Origin of the sequence: Phenylobacterium sp. (assembly GCF_024508875.1) — a bacterium.
In the GTDB taxonomy this organism is placed as follows: domain Bacteria; phylum Pseudomonadota; class Alphaproteobacteria; order Caulobacterales; family Caulobacteraceae; genus Phenylobacterium.
Genome location: NZ_JANINU010000089.1, coordinates 1 through 8,440, shown reverse-complemented (window position 1 = coordinate 8,440; position 8,440 = coordinate 1). Strand labels below are relative to the sequence as shown.

Below are 8,440 nucleotides of genomic sequence, written 5' to 3'. Positions count from 1 at the left end.
GGCCAGCCGCCCGCCGAAGCTCGCCTCGATCCCGAGGCGGGGCCCGCAGAACTGATCCACCGGCTTCGTGGCGACGTCGATCAGGCGCTCGCGCGCCAAACCCTTTGCCAGCTCGCCTCCGGTCCAGACGGCGGCCCGCCGCACTGGCTGTTCGAGCTGCCGCTGGCGACGCCACAGGGCGCCGCCATCGCCCAGTTCGCCATCGAGGCTGACGACGCGCCGCCTGAAGCCGATGGCGCGGGACCGATATGGCGGGCGCGCTTCGCCCTCGACCTGCCCCCGCTCGGACCTGTCCATGTGAACCTGCGGATGACAGGCGGGCGCACCGCCGCGACGCTCTGGGCCGAAACGCCGGAAGCCCTGTCGCGGCTTCGCGAACGAGGCGGCGAACTGGCGGACGAACTCGGCGGCGATGTGGCCTTCCGCGCCGGCGCCCCGACCGGGGCGGCGCCTCCGCCCGGCCGCCTGCTGGACCACCGCTCGTGAGGACGCCCGACAAGCCCCGCCTGGCCGTCGCCCTGCGCTACGACGCGCCCAGCGCGCCCAAGGTGGTCGCCGTGGGCCGGGGCGACCTAGGGCAGCGCATCGTCGATACCGCCCGCGAACACGGCGTGCCGATCGAGGAGAACGCCGCGCTGGCGGAAGCCCTGTCGTCGATCCCTCTGGATGAGCACATCCCCGAACAGCTCTACGAGGCTGTCGCGGTCATCATCGCCTTCATCCTGCGCGCGGCCGAGGCAGAGTCCTCAGGGCGACCGGCGCACCGCTAATTCGCCGAGCAACATCTTCACGAAGCCTACAGACGATCCTCGGGCGCCGCCGCGCGCGGTGGATCGCGCGGGGTGACGAGGCGCGCCAGCTTGGGCTTCAGCCAGTTCTCGAAATCGTCGACGAACCGGTAGACCACCGGCACCAGCACCAGCGACAGCACGGTCGAGGTGATGAGGCCCCCGATCACCGCGACGGCCATGGGCTGGCGGAACTCGGCGCCCTTCTCCAGCGCGAAGGCGGTCGGCAGCATCCCGGCGGCCATGGCGAAGGTGGTCATCACGATCGGGCGCGCCCGCTCGCGGCAGGCCTCGATCAGGGCGTCGTGCTGGCTCATGCCCTCGCGCTCGCGCTCGATGGCGTATTCCACCAGCAGGATCGAGTTCTTGGCCGCCAGACCCAGCAGCATCAGGAAGCCGATGAGCGACGGGATCGACAGCGAGAGATTGAAGGCGAGCAGCCCCAGGAAGGCGCCGCCCACGGCGAGCGGCAGCGCCGAAAGGATCACCACCGGCTTGAAGAAGCTGCGGAACAGCAGCACCAGCACGCCGTAGATCATCGCCACGCCGGCGAAGATCGCGACCGCGAACCCGCCGAACAGCTCGGCCATGGCCTCGGACGTGCCAATCGCTGCGGGCCGCACGCCTTCGGGCGGCTTCTTCATGATCGCCAGGCCGTTCACGGCCTTCTGGGCCTCGCCCAACTGGTAGCCGCCGTTCAGCTCGGCCTCGACCGTCATCCGCCGCTCGCGGTTCAGGCGGTCGATGCGGGCCGGCCCCGCCTGGAAGGTGATGTCCGCCACGCTGCCCAGGGTGGTCGTGCCGCCCGACGCGGTCGGCAGTTGCAGGTCGCGCAGCCGTTGCAGGTCGGTGCGGGCGGTCGCCGGCAGCCGGACGCGGATCGGCACCCGCCGCTCGCCCTCGTTGAACTTGGCGACGTTGGCGTCGATGTCGCCGACGGTGGCGATGCGGACGACGCTGGCGATGGTGTCGGACGAGACACCGAGGCGGGCCGCCTCGTCGGACCGCGGCCGGATGACGATCTCCGGCCCCACCGGCGGGTTCGCCTGCTTCGGGTCGGCGACCTGGGGCAGCGTGCGCATCTGGCGCTCCAGCTCCAGCGCGGCCTTCTCCAGGTTCTCTGGGTTGTCCCCGGTCAGGATCTGCTGGAAGCCGGCGCCACCCTCGAAGCTGAGGAAGCCCAGGCGGGCGTCGGGAATCTTGCGAAGCTCCTCGCGAAGCCGATTGCGGATGTCGTCGCCACTGACTTTGCGGTCCGGGCGCAGCAGGATGGTCGCGGTGCCCTTGCGCAGGTCGCCGCCCCCGCCCGACATGCCGGGCCCGAAGCTGGAGACCGTCGAGCCGATCTGCACGAAGACGTTCGTGACTTCCGGCTCCTTGCGGAACAGCGCGTCGATCTGCTGGGCGGTGTGCTCCATGTCCGCCGGCGTGGCGCCGGGCGGGCCCTGGATCTCGACGTACATGTAGTCGGGATCGCCGGCCGGCTGGAAGCCCTGGGGCAGCATCGGCACCAGCATGAGCGACGCCACGAAGATGATCCCGCCGACGATCGAGGCGATGATCCGGTGGGCCAGCGCCCATTCCAGCGCCTTGCGATAGAAGCCTTCGAAAGGCTTGCGCGGCTTCGCGTGCGGCTTGGCCTTCAGGAAGTAGGCGGCCATCAGCGGCGTCACGAGACGTGCCACCACAAGCGAGAACAGAACCGCCACCGAGACGGTCAGGCCGAACTCGCGGAAGAACTGGCCGGGGATGCCGGGCATGAAGCTGACCGGCGTGAACACCACCACGATGGCCATGGTGGTGGCCACCACCGCGAGGCCGATGGCGTCCGCGCCTTCGAGCGCCGCCTGGAACGGGCGCTGGCCCCGCTCGACGCGTTTCTCGATGTTCTCGATCTCGACGATGGCGTCGTCGACCAGGATGCCGATCACCAGCGTCAGCGCCAGCAGGGTGACCATGTTGAGCGAGAAGTCGGCCGTCTTCATCACGAAGAAGGTCGGGATCAACGAGATGGGCATGGCCAGCGCGGTGATCGCCGTGGCCCGCCAGTCGCGCAGGAAGAAGAAGACGACGATCGCCGCCAGCACCATGCCCTCTGCCAGCACGTGCTGGGTGGCGCGGAAGCTGGCGCGGGTCTCATCGACCGACGAGAAGATCTTCGAGAACTTCACGCCGGGGTTGGCCTTCTCGATCTCGGCGAGCTTGGCCACGACCGCGTCCTCGGCCGTGACGTCGCTGGCCTCCTTGGTCTTGGAGACCTGGAAGCCCACCACGGGCCGACCGTTCAGGCGCGCGAAGCCGCGCACCTCGGAGGCGCCGTCGCCTACGTCGGCCACGTCGGACAGCTTCACGAAGCTGCCCGTTCCGGTGGGGATCGTCAGTTCGCGCAGTTGCGCAACGGTCTTCACGGTGCCCAGCACCCGCAACGTCTGCTCGCGGCCGCCGACGACCAATCGCCCGCCGGGGGCATCGACCTGGAAACTGCGCAGCGCATTGTTGACCTGCGGCGCCGTCAGGCCCCGCGCCGCCAGGCGGTCCGGGTCGACGACGACGTTGATCTCGCGGGCCACGCCGCCGACGCGGCTCACCTGCGCCACGCCCTTCGCCGTCTGCAGGACCCGCGAGACGGTGTCCTCCACGAACCACGACAGCTCCTCGTCCGTCATGGACGGCGCCGAAACCGCGTAGGTCAGGATGGGCGCAGCCGAGTCCACCTCGACCTGGGTGACCTGGGGCTCGTCGATGTCACGCGGAAGCTGCGCCCGCGCCTGGTCGATCTTCGAACGGATCTCGTCCGTCTTCTTCTGGAGGTTCTCGCCGATCTCGAACTCGACCGAGGTGGTGGAAACCCCCTGCGTCACGACCGACGAGACGTTGTTCACCCCGGTGACGCCGGCGATGGCGTCCTCCACCGGACGGGTGATCTGGGTTTCCATCTCGCCGGGCGCGGCGCCGCTCTGGGTGACGGTCACCGCCACCACCGGGAACTGGATGTTCGGGTACTGTTTGACCGCGAGGCCGGTGTACGAGATCAGCCCCGCCATCACGAGACCGATGAACAGCACCGCGACGGGGATCGGATTTCGGATCGCCCAGGCAGAGATCGCGAAATGGCGGTTGGGCTCGCTCATTTCCCGGCCGCCGCCTTAGCCGCGGGCGCCGAAGCGGCCGCGCCGTCGACCGGCCGGACCAGGTCGCCGTCGAGGAAGAGGGAGGCCGCGCTCGCGACGATGCGCGTGCCGGTCGGCGGGCCCTTCACGATCTGCACCAGGCCGCTTCCGCGTGCGCCGGTCTGGACCAGCGCCCGCTTCACGCGGTTGTCCGCGCCGACCACCATCACGCTGGCGCCGTCGGCGTCGTAGCGGATCGCAGCTTCGGGCACGGCCGGGACGTCGCTGGCCGCGTCGGAGAAGACCGCTCGGCCGAAACCGCCGGACCGGATGTCCGGGCGAACCGGCAACAGGATCCGCGCTTCGCCCAGTTTCGTCTGGGCGTTGATCTGCGGACTGATCAGGCGGACCCGGCCCTGGGCCGTGACACCGCCCGGCAGGGTCACCGACGCGATCTGCCCCACGCGCACGCGGGCCAGGTCGTCGCTGGCGAGATCGGCGGACAGTTCCACCTGGCCGTCCCGGGCCATGCGGAACCAGGGCGTGGTGGTCATCGCCGAGAGATCGCCCGGCCGGACGGTCCGTTCGAGGATCAGCCCGGAGACCGGAGCCGTCACCGACATCTTCCGCCGCTGGGTCTGCAACTGGCGCAGGTTCGCGCGGGCGATCTCGGCCTGGAAGCGCCGCTGGGCGATCTGCTCCTGGCTCAGCACGCCCGTGCCGTCGAGGCCAGAGACGCGCTTGGCCTGGTCTTCCGCCTGGGAGGCCTGGGCCTGGGCCTGGGCGATCTGCGCTTCGAGCAGCGTCGGGTCGAGCTGCACCAGCGTCTGGCCGGCGCGCACGTAGTCGCCCACGTCCGCGAGGACCTTGGCGACGCGGTAGCCGGACACCTCGGGCGCCACGGCGGCTTCCTCGCGCGGGATCAGATCGCCCGACGCGGTCAGGGAGCCCACGATGGGGCGCGGTTCGATGCGCGTGACCGTGACGGCCCGCGCGCGCTGCGCCTCGGTCTGGGTCTGGGTCGGCTTCTTGCAGCCGGCGAGCGCCAGCACGGCGACCATGGGGACGAGGAGTTTCGCGAGCTTCATGCGTCGTCTCATTTGGCGGCGGCGTAGGTCTGGGCGGGCCAGCCGCCGCCGATGGCCTTCATGGCCTGGACGGAGCGGCGGAGCGCCTGGACCTGGGCCGAGGTGAGCTGGGCCCGCACGGAGCGCCAGGCTTGCTCGGCCGAGAGGGCGGTGTTGAGGTCGGTGAGACCTCGGGCGTAACCGGTGCGCGCGGCCTCGTAGGCGCGGCGGGCCCTGGCCTCGCCGTCGGCCAGCAGCGTCACGCGCCTGCGGTCGGCGTCCAGGTTCACGAGAGCGCCCTCGGCTTCCTGGAACGCGGTCTGGACCGTCTTCTCATAAGCCGTGACGGCCTGTTCGGTGCGCGCGTTCTGCACCTTCAGTTCGGACAGCAGGCGCGGGATCGACAGCACCGGCTGCATGATCGAGCCGCCGATCGACCAGTTCTGGGTCTCGCTGGAGAAACCCGGCTGTTCGATCCGCGACCAGCCGAGGCCGGGACTGAAGGTGAAGGTCGGGAAGAACGCCAGTTGCGCCAGGCGCTGCTGGCCGGCGGCGGAGCGGACCGCGGCCTGCGCCTGACGCACGTCGGGCCGGCGCTGCAGCAGCTCGCTGGGGAGGGTTGCCGGCACAGCCGGGGCCTGGCCCGCCTCGGGCGGCGCATTGGTGTTGGCGGTCGGTTCCACGATCCGGCCGGTGAGCACCAGGATGGCCCGCTTCTGCACCTGGAGCTGCGCCTCGAGCGCCGCCACCTGGGCCTGAGCCTGGGCGAGGTCGCCGGCCACGCGGTCGGGCTCGCTGCCCGCGGCTAGGCCAATCGCGGCGCGCTTGGCCGCGATGTCGTAGAGCTCCTGCTGGATCCGCGCGGTCTCCCGCGCATCGGCGAGCTGGATGGCCAGGCCGCGGGCCTGGAACCAGGCGTCCGCGGTGTCCGCGGCCAGTTGCGCGCGGGTCACCTCGTAGGCGAAGCGAACCCGGTCCACCTCGGCGTTGGCCGACCTGTAGGCCGCGAACGCCCGGCCCCAGGGGTCGATTTCCCAGCTTACGTTGAACGTCCCCTGGTATTGCTTGCTGACGCCGCTGGTGTTGAAGCCCGGAATGCTGGCCGCCGAGCCGCCGATCTGCTCGGTGTCCGCGCGCCGGCCGCTGGCGGTTGCGTCGCCTTGGGGAAGGTATTGCAGGATGGCGCTCGTCCGCTGCGCCTTGACCTCGTCGAGTCGCGCGCGAGCCGTGCGGATGTCGGGGTTACGGAGCAGCGCCTGTTCGATCAGAGCCGTCAGTTCGGGATCGTCGTAGGCGGTCCACCAGGTGTCGAGCGCCAACGCGCCGGCGGGCGCGCTCGCGGGCGCCTCGAAGGCGGCGGGCAAGGCCACGTCCGCCTTGCGGGGCGTGGCGCAGGCGCTGACCGCGAGGGCGGCCAGGGCGGCGTAAAGGCCGGGGCGGCGGAGCATCGTCGTCAGGCTACTAAACCGGCGTTGTTGAATAGGACCTTGCTCGCCCAACGCAAATTCTTGCGTGGAGCCCCAGATTCCCGACATCGCCTCCGCCGGCGACTCTCATGGTCACCGTGCGGAAAGCCGTCTCGCCTAAACTCCGTATGATGTAAAGTGTTTTATCTGTAATGTGGCCGGGACGATGACGCGGGAATTCGCAGGCGGGGGGGACCCGACACGCAGCATACAGTTGCTGTGGGGTCTCGCCGAGCGCGGACGCCGGGGGCCGAAGCCGCGCTATTCGGTGGACCAGGTGGTCGAGGCCGCGATCGCCGTCGCCGACGCCGAGGGCCTGCAGGCGATCTCGGTGCGCCGCGTTTCGCAGAAGCTCGGCGTCTCGCCGATGGCCGTCTATACCTACGTGCCGTCCAAGGCCGAGTTGGTCGGCCTGATGTTCGACCGCGTGATCGGCGAATCCGGCGAGATGGCCGCTGACGGCCTCGAATGGCGGGAGGCGCTCACGGTGCTGGCCTGCGCGCGCTGGACGCTGGCCGAGCGGCATCCCTGGATGCTGGACCTGGCGCTGCACCGGCCGCCGCTGGGTCCGAACCTGGTGGCGCGGCACGAAGTGGCGCTGAAGATCCTGGACGGCACGGGACTGGACGACATCACCAAGGACCTCGTGATCGACGTCCTGCACAGCTTCCTCGTCGGCGCCCTGCTGGAGGCGCGGGAGGCGCGGGAAGTCGAGCGTGTCAGCGGCCTGACCGACGAGCAGTGGTTCGCGATGGCCGAGCCGGCGCTGACCGCGCAGCTCGACCCCGACAAGTTCCCGCGGGTGCTCCGGCTGGGCGAGGCCTGGCGCAACGCCGACAAGGGACAGGTCGCCGACCCGCTGTGGCGGTTCCGCTTCGGTCTCGGCACCGTGCTCGACGGGATCGGCGCGCTGATCGAGGCGCGCCGCGCGAAGGCCTAGCGGCGACGCCGAACCCCCACTAGGGTCGCGGCGCCTTCCTCCCCTTTTCGAGTCCTGTAATGCACAAGCTTCTCCTGAGCGCGGCCGTCGCGGTCCTCGTTTCCAGCTCCGCCGTGGCGGCCCCCTCTGCGGTCGACGCCGGCCGGATCATGGCCGACATCAAGGTCCTTTCCTCCGACGAGTTCGAGGGCCGGGCGCCGGCCAGCGAGGGCGAGAAGAAGACCATCGCCTACCTGATCGAACAGATGAAGGCGGCCGGCCTGCAGCCTGCCGGCGACAAGCAGAAGGACGGCGCCCGCGCCTGGACCCAGGACGTGCCGCTGGTCCGCTCGGCGACCAAGGGCCCGGTGAACGCCAGCGTCACCGTGAACGGCCAGACCACCGCCTGGACCCAAGGCGAACAGATCGCCGTCCGCGCCACCATGATCGGCGACCACCTGACCGTGAAGGACGCCCCGGTGGTCTTCGTCGGGTACGGCGTGAAGGCCCCCGAGCGCAACTGGGACGACTTCAAGGGCATGGACCTGAAGGGCAAGGTGGCGCTGGTCCTGGTCAACGACCCCGACTTCGAGACCGGACAGGGTGATTTCGGCGGCAAGGCCATGACCTACTACGGCCGCTGGACCTACAAGTACGAAGAGGCCGCGCGCCAGGGGGCCATCGGCTTCCTGGTGATCCACGAGACGGCGCCGGCCTCGTACGGCTGGGCCACGGTGAAGAACTCAAACACCAACGAGATCTTCGACGTCATCCGCAAGGACCCGCGCACCGAGCATGCGCCGCTGGAAGGCTGGGTGCAGCGCGACGTGGCGGTGGACCTGATGAAGGCCGCCGGACTCGACTTCGAGGCGCTGAAGAAGCAGGCCCAGACCCGAGCCTTCAAGCCGGTGGAGCTGAAGGGCGTGACCTTCTCCACCGACTACGCCGTCGACGCCCAGAAGGTCGTCTCGCACAACGTTGTCGGCGCGATCCCCGGGGCGAAGCATCCCGACGAGCGCGTGTTCTACACCGCCCATTGGGACCACCTGGGCGTGGGCCTGCCCGACGCCAGGGGCGACAAGATCTACAA

General features: G+C 70.1%; 7 protein-coding genes. 4 read left to right on the top strand and 3 right to left on the bottom strand.

Features of this window, described 5'->3' with window-relative positions; genetic code table 11:
* Together Q0L11_RS08140 and Q0L11_RS08135 are read left to right on the top strand one after the other, a co-directional pair.
* On the top strand, window positions 1–486 hold a 486-nt coding region (locus Q0L11_RS08140; protein WP_296596568.1), incomplete at its 5' end, for a flagellar hook-length control protein FliK.
* Window positions 483–770: an EscU/YscU/HrcU family type III secretion system export apparatus switch protein gene (locus Q0L11_RS08135; protein ID WP_296596567.1), complete on the top strand. Its 288-nt coding sequence runs from the start codon at window positions 483–485 to the stop codon at window positions 768–770. The genes Q0L11_RS08140 and Q0L11_RS08135, both read left to right, overlap by 4 nt.
* Before the next feature lie 26 nt (window positions 771–796).
* On the opposite strand, the gene Q0L11_RS08130 is transcribed toward Q0L11_RS08135, so the two are convergent.
* Genes Q0L11_RS08130 through Q0L11_RS08120 form a run of 3 tightly spaced genes read right to left on the bottom strand, consistent with a single transcriptional unit; the run spans window position 797 to window position 6,413 of the window.
* Window positions 797–3,919, bottom strand: a complete 3,123-nt coding sequence (locus tag Q0L11_RS08130; RefSeq protein WP_296596566.1) for an efflux RND transporter permease subunit — start codon at window positions 3,917–3,919, stop codon at window positions 797–799.
* The gene (locus Q0L11_RS08125; RefSeq protein ID WP_296596564.1) at window positions 3,916–4,986 is read right to left on the bottom strand and encodes an efflux RND transporter periplasmic adaptor subunit; all 1,071 of its coding nucleotides are present in this window, start codon (window positions 4,984–4,986) and stop codon (window positions 3,916–3,918) included. The genes Q0L11_RS08130 and Q0L11_RS08125 overlap by 4 nt, the downstream gene beginning before the upstream one ends.
* 8 nt (window positions 4,987–4,994) lie before the next feature.
* Complete coding sequence (locus Q0L11_RS08120) at window positions 4,995–6,413, bottom strand: efflux transporter outer membrane subunit (protein ID WP_296596563.1); 1,419 nt, start codon at window positions 6,411–6,413, stop codon at window positions 4,995–4,997.
* A gap of 232 nt (window positions 6,414–6,645) precedes the next feature.
* Between Q0L11_RS08120 and Q0L11_RS08115 the strand changes: the two genes are divergently transcribed.
* Together Q0L11_RS08115 and Q0L11_RS08110 are read left to right on the top strand one after the other, a co-directional pair.
* The gene (locus Q0L11_RS08115; protein WP_296596562.1) at window positions 6,646–7,371 is read left to right on the top strand and encodes a TetR/AcrR family transcriptional regulator; all 726 of its coding nucleotides are present in this window, start codon (window positions 6,646–6,648) and stop codon (window positions 7,369–7,371) included.
* 59 nt (window positions 7,372–7,430) lie between these two features.
* A partial coding sequence (locus Q0L11_RS08110; protein ID WP_296596561.1) for a M28 family metallopeptidase occupies window positions 7,431–8,440 on the top strand: 1,010 nt, incomplete at its 3' end.

Excerpts from the sequence above, each read along its gene's own strand:
- Q0L11_RS08130 (WP_296596566.1), bottom strand. The coding sequence starts at position 3,919 with ATGAGCGAGCCCAACCGCCATTTCGCGATCTCTGCCTGGGCGATCCGA.
- Q0L11_RS08125 (WP_296596564.1), bottom strand. The coding sequence starts at position 4,986 with ATGAAGCTCGCGAAACTCCTCGTCCCCATGGTCGCCGTGCTGGCGCTC.
- Q0L11_RS08120 (WP_296596563.1), bottom strand. The coding sequence starts at position 6,413 with ATGCTCCGCCGCCCCGGCCTTTACGCCGCCCTGGCCGCCCTCGCGGTC.